16 protein-coding genes are annotated in these 14,230 nt (G+C 52.5%); 6 read left to right on the top strand and 10 right to left on the bottom strand.

Features of this window, described 5'->3' with window-relative positions; translation table 11 throughout:
* Window positions 1-115: 115 nt before the first annotated feature.
* Window positions 116-400 (top strand): hypothetical protein, encoded by a 285-nt coding sequence (locus QKW35_RS18075; RefSeq protein WP_282355404.1) that lies wholly within the window; start codon window positions 116-118, stop codon window positions 398-400.
* Between the two features lie 429 nt (window positions 401-829).
* Here QKW35_RS18075 and katG read toward each other — a convergent pair whose 3' ends face one another.
* Together katG and QKW35_RS18065 are read right to left on the bottom strand one after the other, a co-directional pair.
* Window positions 830-3,037: a catalase/peroxidase HPI gene (katG, locus tag QKW35_RS18070; RefSeq protein WP_282355402.1), complete on the bottom strand. Its 2,208-nt coding sequence runs from the start codon at window positions 3,035-3,037 to the stop codon at window positions 830-832.
* 225 nt (window positions 3,038-3,262) lie between these two features.
* The gene (locus QKW35_RS18065; protein WP_282355400.1) at window positions 3,263-3,556 is read right to left on the bottom strand and encodes a putative quinol monooxygenase; all 294 of its coding nucleotides are present in this window, start codon (window positions 3,554-3,556) and stop codon (window positions 3,263-3,265) included.
* A 127-nt stretch (window positions 3,557-3,683) separates the two neighbouring features.
* Here QKW35_RS18065 and QKW35_RS18060 point away from each other — a divergent pair, with 127 nt between their 5' ends.
* Window positions 3,684-4,583, top strand: a complete 900-nt coding sequence (locus tag QKW35_RS18060; protein WP_282355399.1) for a LysR family transcriptional regulator — start codon at window positions 3,684-3,686, stop codon at window positions 4,581-4,583.
* Window positions 4,584-4,740: 157 nt separating this feature from the next.
* Window positions 4,741-5,070 carry a hypothetical protein gene (locus QKW35_RS18055; RefSeq protein WP_282355398.1) on the top strand — a complete coding sequence of 110 codons (330 nt, stop codon included), beginning with the start codon at window positions 4,741-4,743 and terminating at the stop codon, window positions 5,068-5,070.
* A 10-nt stretch (window positions 5,071-5,080) separates the two neighbouring features.
* Here QKW35_RS18055 and QKW35_RS18050 read toward each other — a convergent pair whose 3' ends face one another.
* Complete coding sequence (locus tag QKW35_RS18050) at window positions 5,081-5,953, bottom strand: LysR family transcriptional regulator (protein ID WP_282355397.1); 873 nt, start codon at window positions 5,951-5,953, stop codon at window positions 5,081-5,083.
* Window positions 5,954-6,079: 126 nt separating this feature from the next.
* On the opposite strand from QKW35_RS18050, the gene QKW35_RS18045 reads away from it, so the two are divergent.
* Complete coding sequence (locus QKW35_RS18045) at window positions 6,080-6,811, top strand: SDR family oxidoreductase (RefSeq protein WP_282355396.1); 732 nt, start codon at window positions 6,080-6,082, stop codon at window positions 6,809-6,811.
* A 34-nt stretch (window positions 6,812-6,845) separates the two neighbouring features.
* Complete coding sequence (locus QKW35_RS18040) at window positions 6,846-7,433, top strand: 2-hydroxychromene-2-carboxylate isomerase (protein ID WP_282355394.1); 588 nt, start codon at window positions 6,846-6,848, stop codon at window positions 7,431-7,433.
* A gap of 140 nt (window positions 7,434-7,573) precedes the next feature.
* Here the strand turns inward: QKW35_RS18040 and QKW35_RS18035 are convergent, their stop codons facing one another.
* From QKW35_RS18035 to QKW35_RS18020, 4 genes are all read right to left on the bottom strand, one after another.
* A complete protein-coding gene (locus QKW35_RS18035) occupies window positions 7,574-7,918 on the bottom strand; it encodes a DUF2956 domain-containing protein (RefSeq protein WP_282355393.1) in 345 nt (114 codons plus the stop codon).
* A 263-nt stretch (window positions 7,919-8,181) separates the two neighbouring features.
* A complete protein-coding gene (locus QKW35_RS18030) occupies window positions 8,182-9,180 on the bottom strand; it encodes a cytochrome d ubiquinol oxidase subunit II (RefSeq protein WP_282355392.1) in 999 nt (332 codons plus the stop codon).
* Window positions 9,173-10,558, bottom strand: a complete 1,386-nt coding sequence (locus tag QKW35_RS18025) for a cytochrome ubiquinol oxidase subunit I (RefSeq protein ID WP_282355390.1) — start codon at window positions 10,556-10,558, stop codon at window positions 9,173-9,175. Before QKW35_RS18025 ends, QKW35_RS18030 begins: the two co-directional genes overlap by 8 nt.
* A gap of 67 nt (window positions 10,559-10,625) precedes the next feature.
* Window positions 10,626-11,171, bottom strand: a complete 546-nt coding sequence (locus QKW35_RS18020) for a GbsR/MarR family transcriptional regulator (protein WP_282355389.1) — start codon at window positions 11,169-11,171, stop codon at window positions 10,626-10,628.
* 305 nt (window positions 11,172-11,476) lie between these two features.
* On the opposite strand from QKW35_RS18020, the gene QKW35_RS18015 reads away from it, so the two are divergent.
* Entirely contained in the window at window positions 11,477-11,785 is a 309-nt protein-coding gene (locus QKW35_RS18015) for a cytochrome c (protein ID WP_282355388.1), read from the top strand.
* Window positions 11,786-11,885: 100 nt separating this feature from the next.
* Here the strand turns inward: QKW35_RS18015 and QKW35_RS18010 are convergent, their stop codons facing one another.
* From QKW35_RS18010 to QKW35_RS18000, 3 genes are all read right to left on the bottom strand, one after another.
* Window positions 11,886-12,641, bottom strand: a complete 756-nt coding sequence (locus tag QKW35_RS18010) for an SDR family NAD(P)-dependent oxidoreductase (protein ID WP_282355386.1) — start codon at window positions 12,639-12,641, stop codon at window positions 11,886-11,888.
* A gap of 10 nt (window positions 12,642-12,651) precedes the next feature.
* Window positions 12,652-13,419 (bottom strand): SDR family NAD(P)-dependent oxidoreductase, encoded by a 768-nt coding sequence (locus QKW35_RS18005; protein WP_282355385.1) that lies wholly within the window; start codon window positions 13,417-13,419, stop codon window positions 12,652-12,654.
* 126 nt (window positions 13,420-13,545) lie between these two features.
* Window positions 13,546-13,983: a LysR family transcriptional regulator substrate-binding protein gene (locus tag QKW35_RS18000; protein ID WP_282355384.1), complete on the bottom strand. Its 438-nt coding sequence runs from the start codon at window positions 13,981-13,983 to the stop codon at window positions 13,546-13,548.
* Window positions 13,984-14,230: the final 247 nt, after the last annotated feature.

Below are 14,230 nucleotides of genomic sequence, written 5' to 3'. Positions count from 1 at the left end.
ATGTCCGCAACCAGGACAGATCGCAACGGATTGCCTTGTCACGGTAGCCTTTCTCTCATGCTGTGTTAGCCTATACAGAGCAATCGCTATTTGCACGAATGAAAGAAGGTTAAGTATGAGAAGATCAGGATACAAGCGTGCCAATCCGAAGAAGGTCGGTCGGGGTATCATGGAAGCAGTAAAAACCGAAGGGCCTTACAACGATTGGGTGGGCATGCCTCAGTACTACATTCACCGCATCACCGTAGACTCTGAGGAATTTAGTTACCTGTCACCTGACAAAGAGCTGCCAATCGAAATCGGCAAGAAAGTGACCTTCAGGTACAAAGAAACCACGAAGGATAAGATGATCGACAAAAACTCTCTGGGCGTTGTGATTGACCCAAGTGAGTTGATGTAAGGTTCTGCATTACCCGCAGGGCGGGGGCATCTGACCGGATGCTCCTCCTTCCCGCCCCAAGCAACACAATCCGTGCTTGTTGATCACGCCACGCAGGCATCGCTTTCATAAAGTGACCCGCGCGCTAACGCCGTCTCATCATCAATCTCCGGTTGCCAGGACTTCAGCCACAGTGGGACACCCCGTTGCACGTTCTTTTGTGATTTCAGGTTTCCGGTTTCAGCTACACCGTATTTGTATAGATCTCTGATCTACCTTTAAAGACAGGGTATTCGAGTGGTACGCGGCATGAGTGGCAGAGATTGGTCATGGTTGGCCGCCTTGCGCTAACACGCATTGTGATGGATAGGTTTTGCGTCACACTTTGGAACGCGCAAGAAAAAGAGGCCTCTGTAGGCCTCTTTTGGCGAACTGCACACCTGATCAGTTCTACTTCAGATCAAATCGATCCGCGTTCATCACTTTCACCCATGCATTCACGAAGTCGTGCACGAACTTCTCTTGTGAATCATTGCTGGCGTACACCTCGGATAGGGCGCGCAGCTGTGAGTTGGAGCCGAACACCAGATCAACGCGGGAGGCGGTCCATTTGAGGGCGCCGGTGTGACGATCACGGCCTTCGAACTCGTTCGCTTCTTCGGTGATCGGTTTCCATTCGGTGCTCATGTCGACCAAATTGACGAAGAAGTCGTTACTCAGTACACCTGGTCGGTTGGTGAACACGCCACGCTTGGACTGGCCATAGTTGGCATCCAACACACGTAAGCCACCGACGAGCACAGTCATTTCTGGTGCGGTCAGGGTGAGCAGTTGGGCGCGGTCTAACAGCAGCTCTTCCGCGGAAACACTGTAGCGAGCTTTCTGATAGTTGCGGAAGCCATCAGCCACTGGCTCCAGCACGTCAAAAGATTCTGCGTCGGTTTGATCTTCGCTAGCATCGGCGCGACCCGGTGTGAATGGTACGTTGATACTGAAACCAGCATCCTGCGCCGCTTTTTCAATGGCTGCCGATCCACCCAGTACAATTAAGTCGGCTAGTGAGACCGCTTTGTTGCCGGATTGAGCATTGTTGAAGTCACGCTGTATTGACTCGTATTTGCGCAGTACTTGATGCAGCTGATCAGGCTGGTTCACTTCCCACTTATTCTGGGGAGCCAGGCGGATACGTGCACCGTTGGCACCGCCGCGATGGTCTGATCCACGATAGGTTGAGGCAGATGACCAGGCGGTGTACACCAACTGCGGCACGCTCAGGCCGGAGGACAGAATGGTTTGTTTCAGCTGAGCAATGTCGCTGGCATCCACCAGATCGTGATGAACTGCTGGCAGCGGGTCCTGCCAGATGAGGTCTTCAGCCGGCACTTCCGGACCCAGATAGCGAGACTTAGGTCCCATATCGCGGTGAGTTAGCTTGAACCAGGCTCGGGCGAACGCATCGGCGAACTCGTCGGGGTGCTGGTGGAAGTGCTCGGAGATCTTGCGGTAGGCCGGGTCTTCACGCATCGACATATCAGCGGTGGTCATCATAATACCCACGCGTTTGGATGCGTCTTCGGCGTCAGGGGCATGGTCGTTCTCCGCCAGGTTTTTGGGTATCCATTGATGGGCACCGGCCGGGCTTTTGCTCAATTCCCAGTCATAGCCCAGCAATACATCGAAGTAACCGTTGTCCCACTGGGTTGGGTTGGGTGTCCACGCACCCTCTATACCACTGGTGATGGTGTCGCTACCTTTTCCGCTGGCGAACGTGCTTTTCCAGCCGAAGCCCATCTCTTCGATCGGTGCCGCTTCCGGTTCCGGCCCAACATGGGCGGCATCACCTGCACCGTGGGCTTTACCGAAGGTGTGACCGCCAGCAGTCAGGGCGACGGTTTCGTAGTCGTTCATCGCCATACGGGCGAAGGTTTCGCGCACGTCCTTACCCGACGCGATCGGATCAGGATTGCCGTCAGGGCCTTCCGGGTTCACATAGATCAGGCCCATCTGTACGGCGGCTAGCGGATCTTCAAGTTCGCGCTCACCGCTGTAGCGTTTGTTGTCGAGCCATTCGGTTTCGCTGCCCCAGTAAACGTCCTCTTCTGGTTCCCAGATATCTTCACGGCCACCGCCAAAACCAAAGGTCTTCAGGCCCATGGATTCGATTGCTACGTTACCGGCCAGAATGTACAGATCGGCCCAGGAGAGTTTATTGCCATATTTCTTCTTCACCGGCCAAAGCAGGCGACGGGCTTTGTCCAGGTTGCCGTTGTCTGGCCAGCTGTTAAGAGGCGCGAAACGTTGGTTACCGGTGTTAGCGCCACCACGGCCATCGGCACTACGGTAGGTGCCCGCTGCGTGCCAGGCCATACGAATCATGAACGGGCCGTAATGACCGTAATCCGCTGGCCACCAGTCTTGAGAGTCGGTCAGCACGTGCTCGATATCGGATTTAACTTCGCTGAGGTCCAGTTTACTGAACTCGTCAGCGTAGTTAAAACCGCTGTCCATCGGGTTGGACTTGCTGTCGTTCTGGTGGAGTATTTTGAGGTTTAACTGGTTGGGCCACCAATTCAAATTCTTGGTGCCGCTGCCGCCCATGCGCGTGTTGCCTCCGTGCATAAACGGACATTTGCCTGCAGAAGTGTTCTTGGTATCCATTGTGTTCACCTGCTTGAAACTGTTGGTTGAGTGCTAATTCAACGACGGTGTATTCAAGGTAGGACAGATTAAGGAGAGAGCACAGTTGGTTTTATTGAACGGGTTGATAGTTATTTTTTAGCGAACGAAAAAACGCCTCGGCTGATGCAGGCTGGCGTCGAGTCAGGCCGGTAGATATAGACGAGAGAGCAAGTTTCAATCTATCGGCCATCGCGAAGGGAAAGGTTAACCGATACGGCTCATCTCACTCACTGAGAAGTTGGCTACTGCGCCGTCGACCGCTGCCAGATAGGCTTTCAGGTGGTCGTTTTCCATGTGTGCCTGCCACAGTTCACGGGTTTCCCAATTCTCGAAGAACAGAAACACCTCTGGTTGGTTGTTGTCCTGGTGCAGGTCGTACTGGATGCAGCCGGTTTCCGCACGGGTTGGTTCGATCAGCTTGATCAATTCGGACCTCACCAGCTCGACTTGGTCTGGTTTGGCCTCAATACGTGCAACAATGGTGAGAGGAGTGCTCATGGTGTATTTCCTTGGTTCATGGTCCGTTTAATGGAGCAATGATAGCAATGGATAGAGACATTGTGTGCGAATCTAATTAAGCTAAAAACAGGGTAATCATTTAGTTAGTTTCAATATATTTTTGATAATGAATACGTCCGATCTTGCTCTGTTTATTCGTACGGCTGATACCGGCAGTATCACCGCGTCGGCTGATCAGTTGGGGATTACGCCTGCTGCGGCTAGCGCCGCGCTGAAGCGACTGGAGAAGCAGCTCGAAGTGCAGCTGTTTATCCGCTCCACCCGTCAACTGCGCATTACCTCCGAGGGGGAGCGGTTTTTGCTCTATTGCCGTAATGCTCTGGATTCGCTGGAGGAGGGTAAAGCCTCGCTGGATGCCATGCGCGGCAAAATCGCCGGGGAGATCCGGTTGTCGGTTTCTTCGGATCTGGGACGCAATATCGTGCTCCCCTGGTTGGATGAGGCGATGGAGGAACACCCCGAGCTTTCATTGCATCTGAGCGTGGGGGATTCGCTGTCGGACTTTTATCTGGATCGGGTGGATGTCGCGCTGCGCTATGGTGAGCCGGAAGACTCCAGCATGGTCGCGTTTCAGATCGCAACGGCAAAACGCATTGCGTTTGCGTCACCAGAGTACCTGGCCAAATACGGTGAACCCACACATCCCGAGGAGCTTCGCGAACATAACTGTTTACGCTACCTGATCGGCAGTCGGGCATTCGATACCTGGGAGTTTATGAAAGACGGTGAGCGTCACAAAGTTCAGGTGAAAGGAAATCGCGAAAGTAACGATGCGGATATTGTGCGACGCTGGGCGGTTGCGGGTAAGGGAATCGCATTTAAATCTGGCCTGGATCTGAGCGCGGATCTGCGGGCGGGCAATATCGTGAGGCTGTTGCCTGAGTACGAGTCTGAACCACTCAATGCATGGTTGCTCTGCCCAAGCCGAAAGCAGGTTACACCAGCAATACTGATGTTGCGCGATCTGTTGCGAGAGAGATGTGCTGAGGTGTTATCGGAGCTGTGAGCAGCAGACGTAGTAAGGTGCCTCGGACTTGACCAAGATCTACTCCCACAATCACAGGATTACCTAGAATTGATCGGACATTCTATTATTTATGTATCCGGCCAGTTGCACTGGCGCTGGCGGGATACCCAACGTGTTGTAATCGGGGGTAACACCTATGAGCACCGGCCTAACCAACGCATTACATATCCTGGCGCAATGGCAATGCACGCCAAACCAAGCACTGGCAATTCTTAAACTCGATCCTGATCAACCGTTTCCTGAAGTCCTGAGTGATGAGCAATGTGAGCGTGTCACCTTCGTACTCAACATCCATTCGGATCTCAGTTCTATCTATAACGATCCCGAAGAAGTATACGGCTATATGTCAGCACCGCACGACGATCCGTACTACGAAGGTAAGTCGCCGCTTGAGCTGATCGGTACCGGCGATCGCACTGTGTTTGGCCGGGTGTGTTGGCATATTGATGCAATGCGGGTGAATTGACACCCGCACCTCACTTCCAACGCGCTGTGCTGGCAAACTCCACAAAGCGCGTAACCTCTTCCTCGCTTTCGCCTGATCCCCATTCAAAGCCAATTGCCCGATGGTCCTGCATCTCCTTTAGCGGACAGGTCACAATGCCGGGCGAGCGGTAGCCTTCGGGCACAATCGCAATGCCAACCCCCGCTGCAACCAGTGCCAACGCGCGTTCGTCCTGATTGGTCACGTAGGTGACATTTAATCGTATACCGTATGACTTCAACAGGGTTTGGATGATGCGTCGATGCTCGCAGTGGGAGCGGGCTATGAACGACTCTTTGGCGATGTCTTCCAGGCTCACCAGCGGTGATCGACCGAGGTGGTGATCGGGAGACATCGCCACTACATAGGATTCACGAAACAACTCTCTGGTGTGCATGAATATGCGAGTGTTGCCGGGTTGATCCGATAACAGCGTCAGTGCCAGATCGATACGATCTTCCCGCTCCAGTCTTTCGATCTCCGGTCCGCTGGCATCAATTACGCTCAACGTCAGGCTTGGGTTTTCTCGACGGTACTGTTCGATCAAGCGCGCGACCTGGGTGATGGGAAGGGTATTGATTACGCCCAGTCGAAGAATACGCTGCACGTCGTGCAAGCGTAGCTCGTCTTTTGCTTTGGAACACTCTCCCACAATGATCTTTGCCCGTTTTAAGAGCATTCTGCCTGCTGGCGTAAGTACCACGTTACGCTTATTTCGGGTGAAGAGTTTCACCCCCATCTCCGATTCCAGTTTGGAGATGGATGCCGAAAGGGCGGGTTGGGACACAAAGGCACGCTCGGCGCCACGGGTGAAGCTTTCCGATTCGGCAGCCGCCAGGAAAAGTCTTAATTGCTGTAGCTCCACATCGTACCCCTCAAGAGAATAGCCATAACTAGTAGTTATCGTAATTATTCAAATAATCGATTTTAATTATTTTATGCTGCGTCATACACTTTTTCTAGTTATCACGCAGACAAGAAGGAAAGGGGCATGACAACAACTCAAAGGCCTATAGCACTGATCATCGGCGCGGGTGATCACCTGGGTGCGGCCATTGCCCGACGCTTTGCCAAAGAGGGATTTCACATCGTCGCCACCCGCCGTCGTGGCGACCTGAATACCTTAGTCAATGAGGTTCAGACGCTGGGATCTGAGGCGAGGGCGATGCATTCGGATGCACGGGATGAAGATCAGGTGATCAATCTGGTCGAGACAGTGGAATCCGAACTGGGGCCAATCAGCGTATTGGTCTTTAACGTCGGCGGAAATGTTCGCTTTAGCATTACTGAAACCAGCAGCCGTGTGTACCGCAAGGTGTGGGAGATGTGTGCTCTGGCTGGTTTTCTGGTGGGGCGGGAAGTGGCGAAGAAAATGCTCACCCGTCAGCAAGGGACGATTCTGTTTACCGGCGCGTCGGCCAGCGTTCGCGGCAACAGTGGCTTCGCTGCATTTGCAGGTGGTAAACATGCGTTGAGGGCGCTGGCACAGAGCATGTCGCGTGAATTGAGCCCGCAGGGGATTCACGTGGCCCATGTGGTGGTTGATGGCTTGATTGAGAACCAGGCGACTAAGGAGTTCCTGCCTGATCTCTACGCCAGTAAAGGCGATGACGGCATTATCCAACCGGACGAACTGGCGGACGTGTACTGGCAACTGCATAACCAACCGCGCAGCACCTGGACCTTCGAGCAGGATGTGCGTCCGTACGCAGAGCCTTGGTAATCCAACAGACGAACAACAATAAGAGGAATTATTGATGAGCAAGACGGTAGATTTTTATTTCGACTACATCAGTCCGGCGTCCTATATCGCCTTTAAGCGTTTGCACGATATCTGCGAGCGTACGGGCGCAACAATCAACTACAAGCCGATGTTGCTGGGTGGTGTTTTCAAAGCTGTAGGCAACACCAGTCCGATCACTGTTCCGGCAAAGTGGGAGTGGATACAAAAAGACTTCGCCCGCTATGCCGAGTACTACGGCATTCCGTACCAGATGAATCCGCATTTTATCTTCAGCACTGTCAGTGCCATGCGTGGTGCGATGTGGGCGCTAGAAGAGGGCTGCATCGAGGCTTACTGCCAGGCGATGTACAAAGCCGCGTGGGCCGATGGGAAGGATCTGTCCGATGCAGAGGTTTTGACCGATGTGCTCAATGAAGCGGGTTTTGATGCTGCACAAGTGATGGAAGCGATGACTCAGTCAGAGATAAAACAGGCGTTGATTGCCGCAACCGGAGAAGCCTCCGAGCGTGGCGTGTTCGGTGCGCCGACAATGTTTGTCGATGACGAGATCTACTTCGGGCAGGATCGGCTGGAGTGGGTAGAAAGGGCACTGACAGACTGAGATTTGCACTTTCTGAACACCGCTGTAAAACAGTATCTGAGTTTGGGGCCGAAATGTCCGCTTTGCTACAAAGCGGACACAGACCATTTTCCCGAAATGGAAACCGCAATTTGGGTTAAGAACGCAGCGCCAGCAAAAACTCAGTTCCCTTGTTGCTGGAACAGGTAAGCGGCGAACGCCAGCCAAGAGAGTAGAAGTAGAATCCAGGGGAGTTTAGAGCCGGGCTGAGCCGTCGTTGGTATGTTAGATCCCGTTCCTGAGGAAGCGGCAGACGCTGCAGGTTTCTCCTTTTTGCGCTGGCGATCCAGCTCGCGGGCCTTGGCTTTCTGCTGTTTCTTGTACTGAGCAATCCCTTTCTCGATTCCCTGGGCGATCAGTTTGGTCTGTTCCTTGGTCTGGCCCGGCTTCTGGGTGGCACGGGCGATTTTCAGTGCGTCCGTTTTGGTTTCGTCCGATACAACTTCTTTTCTCGGGGACTTTGCCATGGTTCGCAGTTTCCTTCGCAGCGGCTAAAAAGGCAAGTATACCGTTTTCACGTTGGCGTGCTGGCTCTTAGACTGGAAAGTCTGCTTTTAATCGTGGACTCACTTCAATTCTTAACTGGAATGTCGGCGGTTCGATATGGCTATTGGTGAAATGTCACAGGCTCCCGATTGGGAGCCTGTGTATTGGTCAGTTAAGGGCAAGCCGAATCGGACTAGACAAGCTTAACCCATAACGTACGCTCAAGCTTTAGCTCACTAAGCCCTCAATAGTATTTCAGTTCGTCTACTTTGCCCCAGAAAACCCGATAAGCAAACGCGGTGTAACAGAGGATAATTGGGACTACAACAATCGCGCCCCACAAGATAATGGTCAGAGACTCAGGTGCTGCCGCTGCGTCCCATATGGTGAGCTGTCCCGGTACGATGTATGGGAAAAAGCTGACCGCCAGGCCGAAGAAACACAGCAGAAATATCGCCACGGCTGAAACAAAGGGTATCCAGCAACCACGATCGCCTGAGGCCGGTAGTTTCGATAGGGCACGGTAGTTAAACGCAAACAGCAGCATGCACAGGATTGGTAACGGAGCCAGGTAAAGCACATTTGGCCAACTTAACCAGCGCCCATACACCGTCGGGTTAATCCAGGGGTTGACCACTGAAACCGCAAAAGTACCGACAATACACAGTCCCACCGCTTTTTTAGCCCAGCCAACGGCCCGTTTTTGCAGTACACCTTCGGTTTTCATAATCAACCAGCAGGCCCCGATAAAGGTATAAGCGGCAGCGACCCCTAAGGCACTCAGTAGGCTAAATCCCACAGCGGCCCAACTTTCCTCAAAGCCCATAACATACATGCCCAACATATAACCCTGGCTGAGTGCTGCCAGCAATGAGCCAATTTTGAAGACCCGGTTCCAGGTGGGTTTATGGCTAAACGGTGCTTTGGCCCGGAAATCAAATGCTACGCCACGGAGTACCAAACTGATCAATAGGATGGCGGTGGGCAGGTAAAGCTCACGGAGGATCAGGCTGTGTGCTGATGGAAAAGCGATCAGCAATAAGCCGACTGCCAAGACCAACCAGGTTTCATTTGCGTCCCAGAAGGGGCCGATTGACGCGACCATGCGATCACTATGCTGATCATGTTCCAGAGGCAGTAATATCCCCACCCCCAAATCGTAGCCATCAAGTACGGCATAAAGAATGACAGACAGACCCATCAGCGCGATAAAAATGATCGCAAGTGTGTTGGCGTCAAACATAACGTGCCTCTCCTTTGATCGTGTTTTGGCCTGTACGAGAGCGTGCGTCCGCGATCTCTTCCGGTTTGATCTCTTCGATTTCCACCGCGCGCCGCGCCATAACAAAGAGCGTATGTAGATACGCACCAAGCAGCACCAGATAGAGCACACAGTACATCACCAACGAGATGGCGACATTGGCCGGGGCAATATCAGTTGCCGCTTGTTGTGCCGTTAAGACGCCACTGACTAACCAAGGCTGACGCCCAATTTCTGTGACATACCAGCCTGCCAGGGTTGCAATCCAGCCAGAGAAACTCATAGCGACAATTGCTTTAAGCGTCAGCGCGGACACCTGGCCCTTGCGCATTAACTGGAAACTACCGAACCAGGCAATGGCCATCATTAGCATGCCGATACCAACCATAATCCTGAATGCATAAAACACTGGCGCAACTGGCGGATGGTTTCCTTCGAATTCGCTTAAACCTTGTAATTCGCCGTTAATGTCATGCTTGAGGATCAGGCTGGCTAAGCCAGGGATGCCAATTTCGAAGTGGTTCTCCCGTGAGGTTTCATCCGGGATAGCAAACAGCAGCAGAGGGACGCGGCTTTCGGTTTCCCAAATGCCCTCCATCGCAGCAATCTTCTGTGGCTGATTTTCTAGCGTATTCAGGCCGTGAAAATCGCCTACCAGCGCTTGCGTAGGTGCCAGCACTGCAGCAACGAATAAGGCAACTTTAAGGGTTAGTTTTGGGGCTCGTTTATCGTCTCCTTTTAACAGGCGATATGCACTGATACCGGCAATTAGAAAGGTCGCCGTTAGCGCCGACGCCAGCACCATATGGATCAGGCGGTAAGGAAACGAAGGGTTAAAGATAATTTCAAACCAGTTGGTGGCATGTGCGACCCCATCACGCATTTCGAAGCCTTGAGGTGTTTGCATCCACGAGTTTAACGCCAGTATCCAAAATGCCGATAACGCTGTGCCGACCGCCACTATGATCGTTGCCGCGGTATGGACACGGTTCGACACCCGGTTCATGCCAAACAACATGATGCCGAGAAAGCCAGCTTCCAGGAAAAATGCGGTGAGGACTTCGTAACCGAGCAACGGGCCGGCAATGTTCCCAACCGTTTCCATGAAGCCTGGCCAGTTGGTACCGAACTGAAATGACATGGTGATTCCGCTAACCACCCCTAAGGCGAAGGTTAACGCAAAGATTTTTACCCAAAAGCGGTAGGCGCGCATCCAAACAGGATCACCGGTCTGGTTAAAACGAACTTTGAAAGCGACTAAGAACCAACTCAGCGCAATGCTGATTGTAGGGAATAAAATGTGGAAACTTACATTCGCGGCAAACTGCAGGCGCGAGAGCATAAGGGTTTCTTCAACCATAACCCACCTCAAGAAAATGTTGAAACATGAGAGCATCGAAAGGAAGGCCTGATGCTCATGACAATTGCTAGCTGTTATGCAACAGGCGGTCCTTCATATCGATTACTTTGCTGACGCCCGCGCCAAGCTTCATCAGCGTGTTCAGCTTATCTGGGCTCATGTTTTGTAGCTCGCCCGCCCAATTGGTGATGGTTTCCAACAGGTCATGAATTTCGCCCATTTTCTCCTGGGCATAGCGTTCATTGTCATTAGCGGGCTCATCCATGAGGTTGTCTCGCAGGAGCGACAATGTTGGATCCACTTCGCGTTTACGGCGTTCTTCAAATACCCGTATGGCCATGTCCCAGATATCACCGGCGGGTGAATAATACTCTTTACGGTCTTTTGGGCGGTGACTGACCTGCACCAGCCGCCAGGCCTGTAGTTCCTTGATCGCCATGCTAATGTTGCCGCGGGATATATTAAGTTGCTCTGCAATATCTACAGCGCTGAGCGGTTCTTTACTGATGATCAGCAAGCCGTACAGCTGGCCAACGGTGCGGTTAAAACCCCATCGGCTTCCCATCTCTCCGCAATGCATTACGAAAGATTCAATCTTCTCTGTCATTTTCATCAGAACATTCCGAACTTTCAGTATTTTCTGAAAGTTTAAATAAAAATTGATCTGGGTCAATTGGTTTTTATCAGATTCTTGCTTTTTGGGTTGTATGTTGAGCGCTTTTTGCTACGCGGGGGAGGGGTTGGTCAGTGTATCTGAGGTCATGCTTTTGGTGACCGTATGGATTCAGATCTAACCTACCTAACTCTGTTCCCGACCCTAGTGCCATCTATGCTACAGAATTTTCTAAACCCGCCATCGACCAGATGCTGGAGTTATTCGAAGATACTTGGTAATAGGTTGCATAATCCAAAGCATCTATGAAGCTGCTCAAAAAGGCTGTTCGCAACAACGACTTTGATACGATCAATGATGAGGCGAAGGCCATTAGTCGCTGGGCATTGAAACTTACGGAGTACTTTCCTAAGAATTCGAATCCACATACATCGGAAGCGCTTAATCTAATCTGGGAAGAGTTTGAGCAGTTTGAGACGCGTGAAGAAACTCAAATCAAGGCTTCAGAGCGACTTCAGCAGGCAGGTATAAACAGAAATTCCAAGGCTGCTGCTAAGGCATATTCTGAATTAGCGCAGTCCTGCAAAGCGTGCCTCGATGATTACCGTGAGTAGCAGGGGATATCCAGCCTTGTTTTGATATGGCATAGCAGCGTCTGTAGCTTCGCGTATTTTTTGGCTGATTGCAGCCTGCAAGCGGACGCTGCTTCGTCTGTTAAAACGGCAGTGGCAACTTAGCCGTTCTTCCGCCATCCACCACAAACACCTGACCGGTTACAAACGCCGCTTCCTCTGATGCTAGAAACGCCACCATTGCACCGATGTCGGCGGGTTCGCCGGTACGGCCGATTGGGTGCAGGGCGTAAAGGTCCTGCCGGGCTTGTTCCGGGTTGGACTGGGCGTTGATGTAATCGTTACTCAGGTCTGAGTTTATCCAGCCCGGTGCGATGGCGTTACAGCGTATACCGTCCTTGCCCAGATCGACGGCGAGTGCGCGGGTAAAACCGTGTACACCTGCTTTGGAACCGCAGTAAGCCGCGTGATATGGGTTTGCACCGATGCCTTCGATTGAACCGATATTGATGATGCTGGCGCTGTCTTTTCCGCGCATCTGCTCCAGCAGGGCTTTTGCCAGGAAGACCGGTGCGCGCATGTTAACGATCATCATCTGGTCCCAGTCATCTTCGCTCATCTCGTCGAGGGTTTTCTCGAACATGAAACCGGCGTTGTTGACCAGAATATCGCAGCCACCCAGTTCAGCTGCTGCCTTTGCGATCTGATAGGGTGCTTCCCGCTCGGTCAGATCTGAGTAGATGTAGGAGACGCTTTCGTTTTCCGACAGGTCATTATTCAGAGGCTGACGCTGTGCGATTAGTATACGGGCACCTGCCGCCAGTAGTTTTTCCGTAATGCCACGGCCGATACCACGACCACCGCCGGTAACAACGGCGAGTTTGTTGTTCAGATTCATTGTTTGGTCCTCAGCCTGATACCGGCTTCGCGCCGGTTACTTCAACGGTTTCACCTGCTATATAGCGTGCTTCGTCGGATGCCAGGAAGGCGATCGCATCGGCAATATCCTCGGGCTCGGCGATACGGCCCAGCGGTACGGTTTTATTCAGCTCATCGATCGCTTTATCTGGATCGAGTCCTCGACGTTCAAAGCCGGAGCGGATCATCGGTGTGTTGATTTCGTGCGGGCAGACGGCATTTACACGTATCTGCATGGGTGCGCAGTCACGGCCCAGGTTTTTAGTGAGTGCAGCCACCGCACCTTTGCTGGTGCAGTACGCAACGTGACCGGGACCTGGATAGGTACCCCAGACCGACGAGGTATTGACGATAGCACCGCCACCCCGGCGCTTCATGTGTGGGACCGACGCCCGACATAGAAAAAATACCGCGTTGAGGTTTACATCCATCGCCGTAAACCACATCTCGTCCGTGGTTTCTTCGATGGTACCGCGGGGGATGATGCCTGCGTTATTGAGCAGAATATCCACGCCACCAAAGGTTTCTGCGGCGGTCGTGATCAGTTGCTCGCAGTAATCTTTTTCGCGCAAGTTGCCTGCAAGATAGGCGACGTTACTACCGTAGTTTTGGGCTTCGCTAGCTGCTTCCTGTAAGCCTGCTTCGTTCATGTCCGCCAGCATCATCTGCGCGCCCTCTTTGGCGAACAGCGTGACCAGTGTTCTGCCCACACCACCAGCCGCACCCGTAATAACCACCACTTGGTTTTCAAATCGCATTGCACTGTCTCCTCTTATTGTTCTTGTGAAGCGATCTCTTGAGGCGATTTTGTCCAAGCGGGCCGGCGGCGACAAACGATCATTTTGTCGTGTTCGCTTAACTATTTGTAAAGTGATTAAGTGCTGTTATGTCATATCGGCTGTATGCCGCTGGTTATTGGAGGCCTGACGCATACAGTTAGAGACCGCTTCCAGCGTGGTGTCGTCGATCTCCGGGCGGTAGATCATGTTGATACTCAGCGTGCGATTGCTTTTGATCAGGTTGCTCGGGACTTTGCTGGTGCGGTTGGCATGCAGAACGGACTCGGGTAGCAGGGTGATCGCGAGGTTTTCTTCGACGGCAGACGCGAGTTTATCAACCACCGGGCTTGAGAACACAACCTGATAGGAGATCTCGGCGCGCTTAAGATCGGCAAGGAAAATATCTCGCAGGATGCAGTCACATTTCAGCTGTGCGATCGGCAACTTGGTTTGTTCTTCAAGCGGTGAGCTAAGCGGGGAGGACCAGATAAGACGCTCGTTCCAGAGTTGCATCTCGTCACTGTTTTCGGATTCCCCTGACACAACTCTATCGAGCGCGGTGAGATCAAACCGCTGGTGGCCAAGGCCTTTGACCTTAAGGATATCTGTGAAGCGCAGGAAGTGTTTTTGTCGAAGCGGTTTGTGGGCAAGCTGGTGTTGGTGCCGCCACGGACGACTGATATGTGATTATTTATTCCCTTGTCGCGGTCCCGACCGTCACAAGGGAATCAGCTACCAATATCACGATCTCCTGATCTTTGTCACTTTGCAATGGAATCACTCTGGCACC

It is taken from the genome of Pontibacterium granulatum (genome assembly GCF_029961155.1).
GTDB classification, from domain to species: Bacteria; Pseudomonadota; Gammaproteobacteria; order Pseudomonadales; family Balneatricaceae; genus Pontibacterium; species Pontibacterium granulatum.
The sequence above is the reverse complement of the archived record's forward strand: the minus strand, read 5'-3'. Positions and strand labels throughout refer to the sequence as shown.